Below are 15,699 nucleotides of genomic sequence, written 5' to 3'. Positions count from 1 at the left end.
TTGCATGTGGTGCTTTCACAATGTTGCAAAGCCATACACCGGAAGGGACTAAGTCGTTAGAACTATATGATTAGATGAAGAGATCTGGGGTCCACCAGAGTAATCGGCATATGCAGTCGTCTTCGCAACGGCCGCATTGGCTGCACGTATCATCGAAACATAAAGGCTTTTGGCAGTCTACACAGTGCGTAGTAGCAGGTTGACCACAAATGCACGAAGGCGTATCGATATTCATAGGGCTTGTCTCCTTTTTAGTATTTGAGACAAGCCTTTCCACTGTGTTGCAGATTTATGCGGGCGTCAGGGATTCAATTGGTGACACAATGTGGGAACATCAATATTTCCGCCGCTGATGAGGGCCACCACTTTTTGCCCCCGGATTTGGGCTGGACGTCTTAAGGCATAGGCGGTCGTAGCGGCACCGGAAGGTTCGGTTAAAAGTTTTTGTCGTGTAAGCAATAGACCCATAGCATAACGAATCTCGTCGTCATCCACAGTGACCAGGTCGTCAACGAGTCGTTCAATAATAGGATAAGTTTGCGTGCCTAATGCCAAGCTTTTCAGGCCATCGGCAATCGTGTCTGTGCTTGGGAGCGTGATGCGCGCATGCGCTTGGCGTGACTGATAGGCCTTCGCAGCACCCAAAGGTTCCACGCCGATGACGCGAATATCGGGACGCAGGCTTTTTATGGCCGTGGCAATGCCTGAAATTAGCCCTCCACCTCCGATCGGAATGAGCACGGTTTGCACATCAGGTCGTTGTTCCAATATTTCAAGACCAATCGTGCCTTGCCCAGCCATAACGAGAGGGTCATCATATGGAGGGACAAAGGTCATGCCCGTGTCCTTAGCAATTTGTTGCGCGCGCTCCAATCGTTCGTGGCTTGTGGTGCCGCAGTATTCGACCTGTGCACCGTAAGACAGGGCCGCTTCAACTTTTGCAGCAGGCGCTGTCGTAGGGACCACAATCTGGGCGGTAAGGTGCATGAAACGGGCGGCCCAAGCGACTGCTTGCCCGTGATTGCCAGAGGAACCTGTGACAACGCCGGACGCGTTTGTTTGAGCGACCGCTGACACTTTGTTTAGGGCTCCCCGAATTTTAAAGGAGCCCGTAATTTGCAGGTTTTCCGCTTTCAAATAGAGATCGCAATCGGTCAGCTGCGATAATAGGCGATTGGAAAACAACGGTGTTTGATGCACGATAGGCCGGAGCTTGGCGTATGCATCCTGAATCAGAGCGAGATCCAGGGATGTCATGGAGTAATCACCCACCACACTGGGTTATTCGATTGCGGTTGGGGAATCGTCAACTGGCTTATCGTGACCTTTTGGCGATGCACCTTGCGAGTCAGCCCTACAGTAAATGCTCGTGTATCATATTCGGCTTTGGGGATGCGGTAGTATTCCATGGTCTTAGCAATAAAGGTTTGCAAATCCTTTTGGGCTTGGGGCCAGTATTCAGTGGGAAGGTCTGCTAGGTATGTCCCGTTCCACATGCTGAGGCGCACTGTAATCTTATTCAACCACAAAACAGTTTGAGAACGTTCGCCTAAATGGGTCTCTTGGAGAAATGCCGTAAGAGGGGCCATGTCCGTGGCTTTGGGTTTCCAAAAAATCAAATCCACAAATATACTGCCGGTTCCGGTCGACAATGCGGGTTTGTTGTCATGAATGGTTTGCATCTTTTCGTCGTCCTCTCTATAAGTCATTTTAATGGTTTAGATGTTTTGGGAGCGGCTTTTTTGACGTCAACCAGTGGCTGAGTCATGACCCGGGAATTTTCTGGGACACTAGTGGTAAGCCAGACGCCCCCACCAATCACACTGCCAGCCCCTACCGTGGTCGTTCCGCCAAGAATTGTTGCGCCCGAGTAAATAACCACACGGTTGCCGATGGTGGGGTGTCTTTTTTGCCCCCGAATAATTTGGCCTTGAAGGTCCCTGGGGAAGTTTAGAGCCCCTAACGTCACGCCCTGGTAGAGCGTGACCTGATCGCCGACTTCAGCGGTTTCGCCAATGACGACGCCGGTTCCGTGGTCGATGAAGAAACTCGACCCAATATGGGCGCCGGGATGGATGTCGATACCAGTCTGGCTATGGGCAATTTCCGTCATCAGCCGTGGGAGAAGCGGTACGTCTAACGTAAACAGGACATGGGCGAGTCGGTAGACCATAATCGCATAGAGTCCCGGATAGGTGGAGAGCACCTCCGAACGGTTGCGGGCGGCAGGATCCCCTTGATAAGCAGCGTCAGCATCGAGGTAGAGCAGCCGCTGCACTTCGGGCAGTTTTTGACTAAATTGCTGGGCAAGGTCAAAGGCCTCGGATAAACCTGTGCACGGATCGCCTTGGCATTCATGGGGACGAATGCGGTGGATCTGGTGGGTAAGATCCCAAATAATGCGGCCCAACAGTTCAAGACGAGCCGCCGTGCGCGATGCTTCGACCGCTTCTTCCCATGGATGCTCGAACGGGAAGAGCAAGCTCTCTAAACGGTGAATCAGGTGTTCCGTGGCATGCCGGGTGGCGGGCGGCATGGGGTTCGGGTAGTCCCCCACATCTTCAGGCCCCAATTCACGCACAATACGGGCGAGGTTCTCAATAGTGAATGCTAAACGAGACATGATGGCCTGCCTTTCTATTTCATGAATTTCAAAACATGTCATGTGGCCTTATGATTCGGCGCGTTCTCCTAAGTAATGCCATAAAGTGGCCACCGTCTCCGCCCCTTTGTAGAAATTGTCCAAGTGAAAATGTTCATTGGGGGCGTGAAAATTCTCATTGGGCAGCGCGAAGCCTAATAAGACCGTGGGAATGTGCAATACGGTGTCAAATGTGACGACAACGGGAATGGATCCGCCCATGCGGATATACGCGGCCTCTTTGTGATAGATGTCGCGAATCGCCTGCACGGCCGCTTGGGTTGCGGGATGATCGAGCGGCGTCACGCTGCCAGGAGCTCCTTCTCCACGTTCAATGCGCAGGCGGACGGTGGGAGGACATTGCTGGCGCAGATACTCCTCTACGCGGTCGAGAATGTCATCAGGGTCTTGGTGCGGAACCAAGCGGCAGGATATTTTTGCGTGCGCACTCTGGGGGATAATGGTCTTGCGGCCTTCGCCAATAAAACCAGACCACATGCCGTTAACTTCTAATGTGGGGCGCGTCCAAATACGTTCAAGCGTGGTATATCCGCTTTCCCCATAGAGTGCGGGACTTCCTGTCGAGGCCAAAAACTCTGTGGCGTCAAAAGGTAACGATCCGAAATTTTCCCGCTCGGTCGCGCTTAAAGTATCCACTGCATCATAAAAACCTGGTACGGTCACGCGTCCTTCGCTGTCGTGTAACGACGCCAAAATTTGGGCCAACACATGGGCCGGATTGGCCACGGCGCCTCCAAAAACTCCCGAGTGTAGGTCTTGACGTGGTCCTTCGATATGCACTTCTAGAGCCGCTAGCCCGCGTAACCCATAGCAGACGGCTGGGACCCCGTCCGCAAACATCGGCGTATCGGAGATTACTGCGACGTCAGCGTGCAGTTGGTCCTGATGGGAGCGGATATAATCGTCCAAGTGAATGCTCCCGATTTCCTCTTCCCCTTCAAAAAGGAATTTGAGATTAACAGGGAGCGTGCCTGTTTTCATCCAGGCTTCTGCGGCAATAAGCTGCATGTAGACTTGCCCTTTATCGTCGCTGGCGCCTCGGGCATAGAGGATGTTGTCGGTGATGGTCGGAGTAAAGGGAGGATGGGTCCATTGGTCAAGCGGGTCAACCGGTTGGACATCATAATGGCCATAGACTAAAATTGTCGGTTTGGTAGGATCTTGGTCCGTTTCGGCATAGACGATGGGATTGCCTTCGGTTTCGTCCACACGGCTTACCACCATTCCAGCTTGGTGGAGACGTTCTCTAAGCCAAATTGCGGTATCTTTGACCGCGCTTTTGTAATCTGATAAGGCTGAGATGCTAGGTAGACGGAGAAACGCTTGCAGTTCTTCAAGATATTGGGCATGGTGGTCTTTTAAATAGGATAACGCTTGGGTTGCGTGTGACATGGATATCCTCCCCGCATGTTGAGATCTTCTCTATCATAGCGAAAATTGGTGGCGTCGGCGAACGTTCTTTCATCCCTGAAGAAAACTAAGATCCTGGCTATTCGTCTTTAGGACAGGGATGCCAAAACGGTATAATAAGGAAGACTCAGGCATCTTAACAGGAAAGGTGGTTCAAGCGTGGAAGAACGAGCACATGCTGTGCGATTTAAGGATCAAGCGATGACGTTGATTGGCCCCGAACTGCTAGTGGGTGAGAAAGCGCCAGACTTTGCAGCAGTCGCCAAAGATTTGTCATCGGCTAGCTTACGTGATTTTTTGGGCAAAGTGGTGGTCATTTTATCTGTTCCGTCGCTGGATACGCCGGTATGCGATCAAGAAACCCGCCGCTTCAATGAAGAAGCGGCGCGCCTTAATGGGGCTGTGGCAATTGTGACGATTTCTATGGACTTGCCGTTTGCTCAAAATCGTTGGTGTGGAGCAACCGGGGTAGACCAAGTGACCCTGTTGAGTGATTACAAGGATCGTGAATTTGGTGTAAACTACGGGGTCTACATTAAAGAATTAGGCCTCTTATCCCGTGCCGTTTTCATCATCGACCCCCAAGGGATTGTACGGTATGTCGAATATGTGCCTGAAGTGGGCATGCATCCCGATTATGATAAAGCGTTTGCCGCCATTCAAGCGCTCATCTAACCGCATTCATTGACCAAAGGCTGCGCGTGGGCAGAGTGTGTCCTGCCCGCGTCGCGGTAATAGGGAGCAAGAGGTCTTAGCGAAAGGCGTTGAACATGCTCTTAACCAAAAAAGTGTCCATTAACGGATCCCGGCAAGACGCGGGCACGAACATGATGAGACAGGCGGGGGGAGCCGTATGTTGAGCGAAGAAAAAGTGTTTAAAGATCCGGTACATGGATATATTTATGTCAATGATCCGTTAATTTGGGCCTTAATCAATACCAAGGAAATGCAACGTCTGCGACGCATTCGGCAGTTGGGCACCTCGTATGTCACGTACCCCGGAGGAGAGCATTCCCGTTTCTCCCATTCGCTGGGGGTGTATGAAGTCGTGCGCCAAATCGTGCAAGCGTTTGCGCGCAACGGATATCCATGGCCGTCGGAAATGGATCGTTTGGTGATGGTCGCGGGCTTATTGCATGATATTGGCCATGCCCCCTTTTCGCATGCGTTGGAGAAGGTTATTGGATTGCGTCATGAAGTGTGGAGTGAGCGCATTATTTTGGATCCGACAACGGAAGTGCATCAAGCGCTTGAAGCGTATGATCCGGGGTTGGCAAAAGACGTTGCTGCTATTATCGATAAGTCTCACCCCAGCAAGCTCGCCGTGTCGCTGGTGAGCGGTCAGCTGGATGCCGATCGTCTCGACTATTTAATGCGGGATTCGATTTTTACCGGGGTGGACTATGGGAAGTTTGACTTGGCGCGCATCATTCGCATTATGCGACCCCATGAAGGCCGGATTGTGGTCAAGCGGTCAGGTTTGCATACGGTGGAAGCCTATTTATTGGCCCGCTACTTTATGTATTGGCAAGTCTACTTTCATCCCGTCAGTCGGTCGGCAGAAGTGATTCTGAAAGCCATTTTGCGACGGGCTAAGGATTTAGTCGACCAGGGGCAAGACCCCGAGCCCACACATTTTGCGCTGAAGCAGTTGTTTCACAATCAGCTAGACATGGCCAGTTACTGTGCTCTGGATGACACCGTGTTGTTCAATGCCTTTAATGTCTGGCAATACGGACCCGATAAGATTTTGGCCGATTTGTGCCGTCGCTTTCTCGATCGCCATTTATTCAGCTATACAGATGCTCCCGGGAATGATGAAGATGCATACCAAGCGATGGTGTCAAAGGTGCGTGCGGCGGGATTCGACCCCTCCTATTACGTGGCCATCGACGAGACGGCCACGGTGTACTATGATTACTATCTTGGCGCGGATCACAACGGATCGGGTGACGGAGCTCTTTTTTTGTGGGATGAAAACCAACAGCAATTAATAGAGATGTCGCGCTTATCGGAGCCCATTCAAGCGATAGCACGGGACCGGCAAGCGCTTAGACGGTTGTATTTTCCCCCAGAAGTCTTAACACACCCAGTGCACGGATAAGTTTCGATACGGAAGAAGGAGGGAATGGCGTGGACGAGGTACAACTTCTGACCTGCCACGTGGGCACTATTATTTCAGCGGAATGGAATGCCCGTGCCAAAAAACCTGCATACCATATGGTAATCGATTTTGGACCACTGGGCCACAAGCACACATCGGCGCAAATTACCCGGCGATACCGTCCGGAAGACTTAATCGGCCGACAAATTATTGCCGCCACCAATTTGCCCCCTAAGCGTGTAGCTGGTGTCGTTTCCGAAGTATTAGTGCTAGGCGCCGAACTCGAGGGGAATGACGTGATATTATTAAACCTTGATAGTCCTGTGCCCAATGGGACCCCCATTAGCTAGGACGAAAGAGCCACTGATGATCTGCATCAGGGAAAGGCGGAGAACGCATGAAAGTAGGTTTGGTCGTCCCGTCGGATACACCGCCGACGGGGGGCAATATGATTTCCGCACAGCGGCTTCAATCAGGGCTGCAAAAATTGGGAATTACGGCGGTGGTTGAGCGGTTTCGGCCGCAACTGCCTGCCTACGACGTCTACCATGCGTGGAATGCTGTACAAGTAGGGCAGGCATTGTTGCGCGAGGGTGTGGAACCGGAACGGATCGTCATTACTTGGACGGGAACCGACCTCTGGGGTGATTGGATTCGCGACAGCCAACCCATACGGCGAACATTGCAAGTGGTGAAGCAACAAGTCGTGTTTACCCCTAACGCTAGGCTTAGGTTGTTGCAAGACGCTCCGGATTGGGAAGATATCGTCCATGTGATTCCACCTTCGGTCGATGACGCTATTTTTTCACCCGAGGGGACGCCCGTTAACCCTACAGATTCGCCTCTCGTTGTCATAGCTGGCGGCGTTCGCCCGGTTAAACGTAGTGCCTGGGCTATCGACTTGGTGGACCGTGCGCGCCGTGCGTTGGGAATGGATTTGCGGCTAGCCATGTTGGGCCCAGTGCGAGATCCGGGTGAATGGGAACGTGTAGTGCAAGGAGCGGAAGGCCGCTCGTGGGTTGAATTGGTCGGGGAAGTTCCCAAAGAGGCGATGGCCGATTGGTATCGCCGGGCTTCAGTGGTTCTCAACACCAGTCAGATCGAAGGGGTCTCCAATGCGTTAATGGAGGCCATGGCGTGTGGGGCCCTGATAGTCGCCACCAATATTCACGGCAATCGATATTTGATTGATTCCCATAAAACGGGAATACTTTTTGATGATGAAGGAGATTTTATTCGAGAGATGCAGTGGATTTTTTCACATCCCGCGGAATCTAATATTTTGCGTCATAATGCCCGGATGCGTATCTTGTCTCAGCACTTGTTGATTCAAGAAGCCGAAGCGTATCACGCGTTATATGACGTGGCTATGAATTCTTGCCCGAAGGGGTGCGGGATATGAGCGTGTATGGACTCATACGGTTTGATATTGAGGATTTCATTACGCCCGAATCTGATGAAGGATTGGCTGCGGTGCTGGCTGCTATGGAAGCATTTGATATGCCAGGTAGTTATGGGCTGGTAGGGAAAAAGGTTCAGAGCTTAAAAAGCCATCACCGGGAAGATTTGCTTGCGAAATTAGGAAAACAGCCGTCGATTGGGTTTCACTCATTGAGCCATAGTGAGCATCCAACGCTCTCCGAAGACCTCGCCGATAGGCCTTACGAGGAGGGGGTCGAGCGTTTCATTGCGCGGGAAAAACCCGGTGTGCAATGGGTAACGGAGTTGGTGGGGCCTCCCACGTATTTTACGCAACCCGGCGGGAACTGGGTGCCGCAAGCCTGTGACGCCTTGCCCCAATTGCAGATGCCTATATTCTTCAGCGATGCATGGAACAGTTATTTGGTGACCTCTCCCCAACCGATGTGGATTGAGGACATTTTGCACTTATCGCCGCCTGTGGCGACGCCTAAACCGTTTGCTATGAATCTGCCCGATAATTTGGAGGACGCTGTGGCCATGATCCACCGAGAGGCCCAAGTGCGGCGTTCCGGGGATATCTTTATGGTCATGGTGCATCCCACTGAATTGGTGACTACCAAATTTTGGGATGCTGTCAATTTTTCGTTTGGGGCAACGAACAGCACTTTGAGGCCTGCGCCGCTGCGTTCACGTACAGATCGGGATCAAGCGGCACGCGCTTTTTATGCCTATATTAAGGAAATTCACCAAATTTCGGGGATTGAATGGTTGGATGTGAACAGTTTGGCGAACCGCTTAGTGCCTTTGGGAGCGCCTCGGTTGCTCGACCTCACAACATTGCGGACGTCTGTGGCATCCCATGGATTGGGTCCGGTTGTGATCGCCGATGAGAGCTATAGCGCGGCTGATCTCGTTGTGGCAACAGCGCTTAGCATGACAGGGGCGCCTTTAGGAACCCGGTTACCGCGGGTACGGGCGCCACGGGACTGGAGAAGTGAAGAAAATCGCCAGTCAGCGGATGGGGAAAGAATGCCCATTGATGCCGTATTATCAGGTGCGCGGCAAATTGTGAATCACGTCGAAAAGACTCATCGGCTACCGGGGACCGTAACCCTTGGAACGAGCGCGGTGACCATTCAGGACTGGATGCGGACGGCGTTGGCTCAGTTCGCCCCCCATACGACGTCAACGGTGCCCTTAACCTTTTTGAATTTCGTTAAAGAACCCAACGCATTACACTGGGATTGGCCGATCTTTCCACCAGATTTTCGACCGGTTGGGCTGTGGGAAGACACGCGTCGCCTGGCGTGGTCCTTGAAATATTCTCAATATCGAACTTAATGTGAGGAGGATTTAGCTGTGTATGCGATTCGAATTCATGAGCCGGGGGCTGCGCCAGTACTGCAGTATGAAGAGGTTGCGAGTCCAGAGCCAGGACCTGGAGAGGTCAGGGTACGCCTTCGAGCTGCAGGGGTCAACCACCGTGACATTTGGGTTCGTGAAGGCGCCTTTGGGGCGTTTCCCGAACCTCTGATCCCCGGGTCTGATGGTGCTGGAGAAATTGATGCGTTGGGGCCTGGCGCGCGTGATTACCCCGTGGGACAAAAGGTTGTGATTAATCCTGGACTCAGTTGTGGGCGTTGTATCTATTGCTTGTCCGGGCAACAAAATAGTTGCCCTCATTACCGGATATTGGATGGTACGTATGCGGAGCAAGTCGTGGTACCTGTCGTGAACGTGGTTCCGATGCCCAGTGGCTTGACATTCTTAGAGGCGGCATCGATTGGTATTCCATTTGTGACGGCGGAGGACTTTCTGATTCGCGCCCAAGCGGCGGCTGGTCAGACGATTGTCGTGTGGGGAGCCAATGGCGGCTTGGGATTGGCGACGATACAGTTGGCGCATATGCGCCGCATGCGTGTCATCGCGGTGGTTCGGCATGCCAATTACATTGATCGCTTGAAGCAATATGGTGCAACCGACGTGTTGGTATGGGACGGAGCGTCTTTATTGGCGTCGGATATTTTAACCATGACGAATTCGCGTGGCGCCGACATTGTCGTCGACTCCTTGGGACAAGCGACATTTGGGCAGTCCTTGGACATGCTGCGGCGTGGGGGCACCGTGGTGACGGTGGGTGGCACAACAGGGGGGGAAGTGACGATCGACTTAGGTCAAGTGTTTCGGCGCCGACTTACGGTCCTCGGGGCGTATATGGGATCGTCATCGATTTTACCGAGACTGCTGCCCCTGTTTGCTCGAGGCGTGCTCATCCCAATTATTGACCGCACATTTCCCTTAGAACAGGCTTTTCAGGCCCATCAGCGCATGGAAGAGCATGGGCTATTTGGGAATATCGTCTTGGATATTTAAAAATATGATGACATTAAAATGAAGGCTTGCCGTGAACCGGCAAGCCTTGTTAACCATTGCGTGATATGTTGTCTTACCGGCGTCCAGCCATTTGCTGTTCAGCCATTTCAATCATCTTGCGCACCATGTGGCCACCTACTGCCCCACACTGCCGTGAAGGAATTTCACCCCAGTAGCCATCCTCGACACCTTGCAGGCCGAGTTCGCGGGCCACTTCGTACTTAAATTGGTCAAGTGCCCTTGCGGCTCCCTGTACTAGTGCCCGATTGCCAGTGTTGCTTCCACGAGCCATGTTTTCACCTCCGTCTTTCCAACATGGAGGTATTATTGCCGCCGCAGTGGGAGTTTAGCCGCATTTGGCTCGAAAGGAGGCGTGCCAATTTCCGGAAAAAAAGCACCAGCCGCACAAAACGGCTGGTGCGAAGAGCGGTAGTTAATTTGACCGTGGCGGAAGAAACTTAGTGCCGAGAGTGAGACCAAACTGCATGAGGCGCTGCACCTCTTTGTCCTTCATAATGCGCATTAACCCGCCAATACCGCCCAAGTGCGCGGCCTTCTGTTCAGTTTCTGCCGAAGCTTCTTTGACTTTCTCCATAATGCCGGAAATGTCCAGTTTTTCAGCTTTGTGAACTAATCCCGTGATATACTCGTTCCACGGCAGGCTGGCTAGATTAGGATAGGCAATTAACACATTTTGCAGCGACTTGAGAAGACCGGTCTTGCGCAACATGACTACGGTATTCAACAAATCGGGGAGTGTCTCTAGAAATTGCTTATCAAAAATAATGCCTGTGACTTTAATAAAATCAGACATAAACTCATTGGCTAAATCGCCGTTGCGCAACAAGCGAGCCAAGCGCAAGGCATCTGCCAATACAGCCGTCGTTTCCGGATCGGTGGCTTCCGCCGCCAACAGAGCAAGATTTTCCGGACGAATCTGCTTGACGTGCTCCATGAGTTTGCTGGAGTTTAAGTACTCTAACATGCTTTGAATGACGGGGCCAATGTCCAGCATAGGCGCTAGCGCTTGATAGTAGGCTAAAACGTCTAGAAGCTTATCAAGCAATCCACTGTGCTGAAGCTTTACCAATAAATCGGTGTACACGGGGAGAACCTTCAGCAAATCAGGGTTGTTGAGGACCGGGGACAATTGGTTAACAAAAGCCGTCACATCACTCAGAAATTCGGGAGGCGCTTCTTGCGTGACATAACGCAAGAGTGCCAATGCAGCATTTAGAGCACGCGTTTTGCTAGCGGACTCGCCGAGAGCCAAGGCGCCTTTAAAGTCGACCTGGCTCACGTCTTCAGCAACCTTCAGCAATTGTTCCGGTACCACCTCTTGCCAGAATTCCGGCATTTGGCTCGCCATGCGTAGTAGCATGTCAAGCTGATTGAGGAGTCCTGAACGATGCAAAGTGGTCAAGGTTTCAGTTGCCGCTTTAATCGAAGCCGGCAAGTCGCTCGGAAGAGCTTGACTCAGCGTCAAGACGTTTTCTGTGATGGCGGAACCAAAGTCTCCTTTGAGACCTTGATCGACGGCTTGGATGAGTTCACCGAGGCGTGCTAAACCTTGCCATTGCTCTGCCGTGAGGGCAATAGGCGTAGCAGGCTCGGGGTTGTGCGCCATTTCATTTACGGCCATCGCAAGCGCTCCTTATCTCAGACTGCGTATTTTAGCTGAGTTTATCAATGAGGAAGTCAGCGGCAGGAATACCCCAATCGGGGACTTTGCCACGGGTACGGAAGAACATCTCTTTGTACTGCATCTTCATCAGGAAGGGAATGTGTCCCATCTTGAGTTCAGACTTGGTACCGCCATACCAGGTATCCGAGTTGATAGCAAATCCTTTGTTGCCACCCATGTCGCCTAGACAATTGACAACAAAGTGCATCGGCACGTTGGCCTTTTCTGGCGCCATGCGTCCCATATCCATCGCAATTTGTTTACCGACCGTTTCGGCTCCCATGTGCGCCAAGATGCCTAGCTTGGGCACCGTGACGGCTGCCGCATCACCGCACGCAAACACATTGCGGTATTTGGGGTTACGGGTTGTCATGTCGGTCAAAACAAATCCTTGGTCGTCAGAAATGGGAAGATCCTTCATAAAGCTGTGTGCTTTCCAATCTGGAAATACAATTTTGAGTTCAGCTTCTACCGACTGGCCATTGGCAAATTCAATACCATCCTTGGTAAGACGCTTGATGTCATGGACGTTGTTCATATAGTGGTATCCCATCGAACTTGCTGCGGCCAGTAATTGGTTAACAACACCAATACCTGCATCTTCTGCAATGACAGCCGCTGGAGTGAAAACAGTCACCTTTTCTGGGCCGCCCATGCCGTGGCTTTGCAACCAATGTCCAAACGATAGCATGACTTCAACCGGCGGGCCTTCACAAGCAGCTTCTGCCGTAGGAACCAAATCGGTGGACATTGTGCCTTGATGGAACCGCGCTGATCCGACGGCGACGGGGCCGCCTTTGTATTCGTTGGCTAAGAACAAACGCAGCTTTTCTCCGTAAAAGGTGTCACTGACAGTCTGTCCGTATTCGGCAAAGCCTTCGATTTCATCATAGGCAAGACGAGCTCCAATGGCGACAACCACATAGTCATAGTGGATAGTCTCCGGGGCCGAACCGACCCGCTCCGAGGGCACATACTCAACGGTTTGCGCGTCCGGATCAAGGGCCTTGACCTCTCCCTGAATAAAGCGGATATTGTCTTCATGCAATACGTCGACAATCGGCATATGCAAGGTAAGTCCAGGATTGCGGTTTTCAAACACTTCATAAGGAATGTTTGGTACGAATAGGAGATATGGTTTACGGTCGATGACGGTAATGTCTACCGTATCGTGGGCATATTCGCGAATTTTTTGCGCGGCACCTAAGCCGGCAAAGTTTGCACCCAACACAAGTACGTGGGGTTTTCCCATTGAATGAGGCCTCCTTGCCTTCCGGTTGACCCGGTGTTTCAAAGCACTTGTATGGTAACCTTGTCGCATTGGTGCTCTCTATCGTACTTTCGGGGGAATGTTGTCAACTAGCTGGACACTCTTGTGCACTTTACAACTAGCTCCTAAGGACCAATCCGTTGGGAAGTTATAGAGCGACTGCGCAAGGTGGTTAAATGTTTCACAAATAGTGATAGAGGATGGCGACAAGGCTTTTTAAGCGCGATCTGAGCGCAGTTACTCATAGGGATGAGGGATTGGTCCGCCCTAACTGGTCTGAGCGGGGGGATGAGGACCTCTTCCTTTATAGTGAAAAAAGCAGTAAACTGATACTGTTGGTAATGAGACGAGATGCGGTGCAGTAAAATAGGACGGTTGGGTTTAAAGGGAGTGAGGAAACGGTGAGGCGATTTTCACGGACAGCTTGGTCTCAAGGGTCGATCGTGATTTATCTTATTTTAATTTTGACGTTTATGGCGCGAGCTATTTCGTCTATGATGCAGGCAAATAATCCACTGTACGCGCATTCGCTAGGGGTCCGATTAGCGGAAGTGGGCTTGACCACCTCGGTCTATGCCGTCGTGACCATGGTCGTACGTTTTGGATATAGTGCGCGCGTGCGGCTCCATGACGTGCCCCGGGTGATGACAATAGGATTTGTCTTGCTAACCCTTGCGATTGCCGGCGTGCTTTGGAGTCACACGTTCGTCGAATTTCTTATTGCGATCGCGTTAGCAGGGGTGTCCACGGCCCTCATCATGCCGCACCTATTGTCCCTGATGGGGGCTTTGTCGCCAGCCGAGGAACGCGAGAAAAATTTAAGCTATTACTCTTTAGCGCTCTCGACCAGTTTAGTGGTGGCTCCGGTCTTGGGAACACTGGTGCTCACGCATTTTCGACTTGGCGGTATTTATGGGCTGCTGCTAGTGTTCGCCTTGATTGGGCTTTTCGTGATGGGTTCCAATTTTAAACGGTTTCAGGACAGGCTTGCCAAGGATGCGAAAGCGCCGGCGTTAAAATTGCGCCATGCTTTGTCCGATTTGAGTCATAACGGCGTGTACACGCGGAGCTTCGCTGCCCTCTTTTTATTTAACTTGTCGTTTGCTGCAGCGATGTCGTATGGCGGTTTGGATATTAAGGACCGATTTCATTTGCCGTATAGTCTGGTTGAGCTTGTCTTGACGAGTTTTTTTGTGGCCTCATTGTTAGGGCGTTTGGTTGTATCACGAGCGGTTCACCACAAAAGACTGGAACGTAAGGCGACGTGGATGTTTTGGTCTTTAGGGATTGGTGGCGTGGGGTTGGGCCTGATGGGGTGGGCTCCCTCACTGCTGGTGTTTTTGGTCGGGTTTTGGCTATTGGCATGGCCTCACGCCGTGCTGTTTCCGTTAGTCTCGATGCGTATTGCGAGCAGTGTGGAGCGTCCTCTTCTGGTGGCCGCCAATACCGTCGCGCAATCCTCATTTGACCTATCGGGAACGTTTGGGCCCCTGGTTCTCAGTGTGATCATTAGTCATGCGAATATGGGCTGGGGATTTTGGCTGATTGGTGTCTTTCAGTTTGTAGGGATGGCCATTTTTGTTGCAGAGATGCGCCAAGAATTGCTACATCATCGACAGGTGGGACAACGGCCTATGGCTGGATAATCACATAGGCAGTTAGCGTCAGCAGGCCTTTGGGGATTGGCCATGCCAGTCCCCAAAGGCGTATTGCTTTTTGGGGAAGTCCGCCCGGTTAAGGCTGTGAGTGTGGCAATACCCGAATGACCACGGTTTTCAACGGGGAGTCTACATGCACCCAGACCGGTGCCCCGGTAGGCAAGGCGGTCACAAAGGCGCCTTGATGGCCGGGCCATATGACACGAAGGGTGAGTCCTTGAAGTGTAACGGTTTGTTCGCCCCATGCGGTTTGCAAACGCAGAAACGACGGCGTCGCTTTGAGCACAGTACCATAGGCATTGTGTTCCAAAATGTCACGACGGTCTCTGCCGGGCGGAGTCGGCATGAGCGCTAATACCTGGCGGTTCATTAAGTTGACAAAAATGGTGACTTCTTGAGCTTTTTTGAGCGTTTGGAGCGTGTGGGCAGGCTGTGGGAATAGAGGCCAAGACTCTAATGAATAGGTAAACAGGCCGTGGTAGGCGGTCTGCAATGTGACTGTGCTCCCTTGGATAGCCGTGATGGTGGCAGCGAATTTGGCCGGAGGAGCGGCGATAAGGGTCGGCATAAGGCGTGTCCCGTTTTTCGTTCCGAAGACCATCGCGCGTTGACCGTCTTTCAACTGGGACATGCCGACGAGATCGACGCCCCTAGTGGGTAGGGAAAAGGACGTGCCACGCCAGGGAGATTCGATAGACCATTGTTGGCCGGTGTGGTGAAGCTGGCCGCGCGCAACGGGCAAGACCATAAGGTGCGCTTGTTGGTTGGCCTTCCACAAGAGGACCTGCTCGCCTGGACGCAAGATTTTAGCAGTCGCAGGATAAAGGCCTGCTTGGATAGTCGTTTTGGTTAAGGCGACTGTGGACGAGGAGCCGGACGCTTGTAACATCACGGTGACGGATCCGGCTGAGAGCTGGGTAATTTGTCCTTTCCACTTGAGACAAGACCCGACCATCTTGTCGTGGCGCGTTTGCAAAAACATTGCAGGACTGGGCGATGCCGTACGGCTTGTGGGCGCTAAAGGGCTTAAAGACAGTAGACTGGCCAAGGGCATGACCAATTTGGCGAGAGAATTCAACATACCGCCTCCTAAGGGTATTTTTGGTATACACGGTG

Annotated in this window: 15 protein-coding genes; 7 read left to right on the top strand and 8 right to left on the bottom strand. The window is 52.1% G+C overall.

Annotated elements, in window-relative coordinates; all coding sequences use genetic code 11:
- Positions 1-300: 300 nt before the first annotated feature.
- From CO251_RS03535 to CO251_RS03520, 4 genes are read right to left on the bottom strand one after another with little or no spacing between them, the layout of a single operon-like run.
- On the bottom strand, positions 301-1,257 hold the full coding sequence (locus CO251_RS03535; protein WP_103374429.1) for a threonine/serine dehydratase: 957 nt from the start codon (positions 1,255-1,257) through the stop codon (positions 301-303).
- Positions 1,254-1,682, bottom strand: a complete 429-nt coding sequence (locus CO251_RS03530; RefSeq protein WP_103374428.1) for a hypothetical protein — start codon at positions 1,680-1,682, stop codon at positions 1,254-1,256. The genes CO251_RS03535 and CO251_RS03530 overlap by 4 nt, the downstream gene beginning before the upstream one ends.
- Positions 1,683-1,705: 23 nt before the next feature.
- Positions 1,706-2,623: a serine O-acetyltransferase EpsC gene (gene epsC, locus CO251_RS03525; RefSeq protein WP_103374503.1), complete on the bottom strand. Its 918-nt coding sequence runs from the start codon at positions 2,621-2,623 to the stop codon at positions 1,706-1,708.
- Between the two features lie 48 nt (positions 2,624-2,671).
- Positions 2,672-4,054 carry a dipeptidase gene (locus CO251_RS03520; protein ID WP_103374427.1) on the bottom strand — a complete coding sequence of 461 codons (1,383 nt, stop codon included), beginning with the start codon at positions 4,052-4,054 and terminating at the stop codon, positions 2,672-2,674.
- A 177-nt stretch (positions 4,055-4,231) separates the two neighbouring features.
- On the opposite strand from CO251_RS03520, the gene tpx reads away from it, so the two are divergent.
- From tpx to CO251_RS03490, 6 genes are all read left to right on the top strand, one after another.
- A complete protein-coding gene (gene tpx / locus CO251_RS03515; RefSeq protein WP_103374426.1) occupies positions 4,232-4,747 on the top strand; it encodes a thiol peroxidase in 516 nt (171 codons plus the stop codon).
- Between the two features lie 178 nt (positions 4,748-4,925).
- Positions 4,926-6,176 carry an HD domain-containing protein gene (locus tag CO251_RS03510; protein WP_103374425.1) on the top strand — a complete coding sequence of 417 codons (1,251 nt, stop codon included), beginning with the start codon at positions 4,926-4,928 and terminating at the stop codon, positions 6,174-6,176.
- A gap of 29 nt (positions 6,177-6,205) precedes the next feature.
- The gene (locus CO251_RS03505; RefSeq protein ID WP_103374424.1) at positions 6,206-6,526 is read left to right on the top strand and encodes a tRNA-binding protein; all 321 of its coding nucleotides are present in this window, start codon (positions 6,206-6,208) and stop codon (positions 6,524-6,526) included.
- A 47-nt stretch (positions 6,527-6,573) separates the two neighbouring features.
- Positions 6,574-7,578: a glycosyltransferase gene (locus tag CO251_RS03500; RefSeq protein ID WP_103374423.1), complete on the top strand. Its 1,005-nt coding sequence runs from the start codon at positions 6,574-6,576 to the stop codon at positions 7,576-7,578.
- A complete protein-coding gene (locus tag CO251_RS03495) occupies positions 7,575-8,939 on the top strand; it encodes a hypothetical protein (RefSeq protein WP_103374422.1) in 1,365 nt (454 codons plus the stop codon). The genes CO251_RS03500 and CO251_RS03495 overlap by 4 nt, the downstream gene beginning before the upstream one ends.
- An 18-nt stretch (positions 8,940-8,957) precedes the next feature.
- Positions 8,958-9,971 (top strand): zinc-binding dehydrogenase, encoded by a 1,014-nt coding sequence (locus CO251_RS03490; RefSeq protein ID WP_103374421.1) that lies wholly within the window; start codon positions 8,958-8,960, stop codon positions 9,969-9,971.
- Positions 9,972-10,044: 73 nt separating this feature from the next.
- Here the strand turns inward: CO251_RS03490 and CO251_RS03485 are convergent, their stop codons facing one another.
- The 3 genes from CO251_RS03485 to CO251_RS03475 all read right to left on the bottom strand — a co-directional run bounded on the left by CO251_RS03485 (position 10,045) and on the right by CO251_RS03475 (position 12,907).
- Positions 10,045-10,263: an alpha/beta-type small acid-soluble spore protein gene (locus tag CO251_RS03485; RefSeq protein WP_103374420.1), complete on the bottom strand. Its 219-nt coding sequence runs from the start codon at positions 10,261-10,263 to the stop codon at positions 10,045-10,047.
- Positions 10,264-10,404: 141 nt separating this feature from the next.
- A complete protein-coding gene (locus tag CO251_RS03480; RefSeq protein WP_103374419.1) occupies positions 10,405-11,613 on the bottom strand; it encodes a hypothetical protein in 1,209 nt (402 codons plus the stop codon).
- Positions 11,614-11,644: 31 nt separating this feature from the next.
- Complete coding sequence (locus CO251_RS03475) at positions 11,645-12,907, bottom strand: NAD(P)/FAD-dependent oxidoreductase (RefSeq protein ID WP_103374418.1); 1,263 nt, start codon at positions 12,905-12,907, stop codon at positions 11,645-11,647.
- A gap of 419 nt (positions 12,908-13,326) precedes the next feature.
- Here CO251_RS03475 and CO251_RS03470 point away from each other — a divergent pair, with 419 nt between their 5' ends.
- Positions 13,327-14,571, top strand: coding sequence for an MFS transporter (locus CO251_RS03470; protein ID WP_103374417.1), 1,245 nt, complete (start codon positions 13,327-13,329; stop codon positions 14,569-14,571).
- Between the two features lie 88 nt (positions 14,572-14,659).
- Here CO251_RS03470 and CO251_RS03465 read toward each other — a convergent pair whose 3' ends face one another.
- On the bottom strand, positions 14,660-15,664 hold the full coding sequence (locus tag CO251_RS03465) for a hypothetical protein (RefSeq protein ID WP_103374416.1): 1,005 nt from the start codon (positions 15,662-15,664) through the stop codon (positions 14,660-14,662).
- Positions 15,665-15,699 lie beyond the last annotated feature (35 nt).

Origin of the sequence: Sulfobacillus sp. hq2 (genome assembly GCF_002903155.1) — a bacterium.
Classification (GTDB): Bacteria; Bacillota; Sulfobacillia; order Sulfobacillales; family Sulfobacillaceae; genus Sulfobacillus; species Sulfobacillus thermotolerans.
This window is presented reverse-complemented; position numbering and strand designations above follow the sequence as displayed.

Excerpts from the sequence above, each read along its gene's own strand:
- CO251_RS03480 (WP_103374419.1), bottom strand. The coding sequence starts at position 11,613 with ATGGCCGTAAATGAAATGGCGCACAACCCCGAGCCTGCTACGCCTATT.
- CO251_RS03535 (WP_103374429.1), bottom strand. The coding sequence starts at position 1,257 with ATGACATCCCTGGATCTCGCTCTGATTCAGGATGCATACGCCAAGCTC.
- CO251_RS03520 (WP_103374427.1), bottom strand. The coding sequence starts at position 4,054 with ATGTCACACGCAACCCAAGCGTTATCCTATTTAAAAGACCACCATGCC.
- epsC (WP_103374503.1), bottom strand. The coding sequence starts at position 2,623 with ATGTCTCGTTTAGCATTCACTATTGAGAACCTCGCCCGTATTGTGCGT.
- CO251_RS03475 (WP_103374418.1), bottom strand. The coding sequence starts at position 12,907 with ATGGGAAAACCCCACGTACTTGTGTTGGGTGCAAACTTTGCCGGCTTA.
- CO251_RS03500 (WP_103374423.1), top strand. The coding sequence starts at position 6,574 with ATGAAAGTAGGTTTGGTCGTCCCGTCGGATACACCGCCGACGGGGGGC.
- CO251_RS03465 (WP_103374416.1), bottom strand. The coding sequence starts at position 15,664 with ATGTTGAATTCTCTCGCCAAATTGGTCATGCCCTTGGCCAGTCTACTG.
- CO251_RS03510 (WP_103374425.1), top strand. The coding sequence starts at position 4,926 with ATGTTGAGCGAAGAAAAAGTGTTTAAAGATCCGGTACATGGATATATT.
- CO251_RS03530 (WP_103374428.1), bottom strand. The coding sequence starts at position 1,682 with ATGCAAACCATTCATGACAACAAACCCGCATTGTCGACCGGAACCGGC.
- CO251_RS03495 (WP_103374422.1), top strand. The coding sequence starts at position 7,575 with ATGAGCGTGTATGGACTCATACGGTTTGATATTGAGGATTTCATTACG.
- CO251_RS03485 (WP_103374420.1), bottom strand. The coding sequence starts at position 10,263 with ATGGCTCGTGGAAGCAACACTGGCAATCGGGCACTAGTACAGGGAGCC.